Origin of the sequence: Herbaspirillum sp. RV1423, from assembly GCF_000577615.1 — a bacterium.
GTDB lineage: Bacteria > Pseudomonadota > Gammaproteobacteria > Burkholderiales > Burkholderiaceae_D > Herbaspirillum.
Genome location: NZ_CBXX010000113.1, coordinates 1 through 628, shown reverse-complemented (window position 1 = coordinate 628; position 628 = coordinate 1). Strand labels below are relative to the sequence as shown.

Genomic DNA, 628 nt, shown 5'->3' with positions numbered 1-628 from the left:
GTGCTGATGATCATCCATCCGGCCGTCGACCATGCCTCGGAGCAAATGGCGATCACCACGCCGGCACTGGAAATCCCCGACGGCCTGCGCGCCGCCGCCTTGCCGGTCGGCGCGATCCTGATGTTCCTGGCAGCCATTGCGCGCATGGCCAGTCGGGCCAGCATCAGACAGGTCGCCTCGGCGGTCGCCGTCGTGGCGCTGATCGGCGCCGTGCTGTGGATCAGCAAGCCGGCGCTGGTGGCGATGGGCAATTACAACCTGATCGTGTTCTTCGTACTGCTCATCGGCGTGTGCGTGGCCGGCGGCATTCCGATCGCGTTCGCCTTCGGCACCGCCACCATGGCCTACCTCACGCTGGCCACCGGCGCGCCCATGATGATCGTGGTCAGCCGCATGGACGAAGGCATGTCCAGCCTGATCCTGCTGTCGGTGCCGCTGTTCGTGCTGCTCGGATCGCTGCTGGAAATCAGCGGGCTGGCGCGCACCCTGATCGACTTCATGGCGGCGCTGCTGGGCCACGTGCGCGGCGGTCTGCAATATGTCTTGCTAGGCGCGATGTTCCTGGTCTCGGGCATCTCCGGTTCCAAGGCCGCCGACATGGCGGCGATTGCCCCGGCGCTGTTCCCCG

The 628-nt window shown here is 66.7% G+C and carries 1 protein-coding gene; it reads left to right on the top strand.

The genetic code is table 11. The annotated features are described in order from the left end of the window. The coding region (locus RV1423_RS28345) for a TRAP transporter large permease subunit (protein WP_034304014.1) at positions 1-628 on the top strand (628 nt) is incomplete at both ends.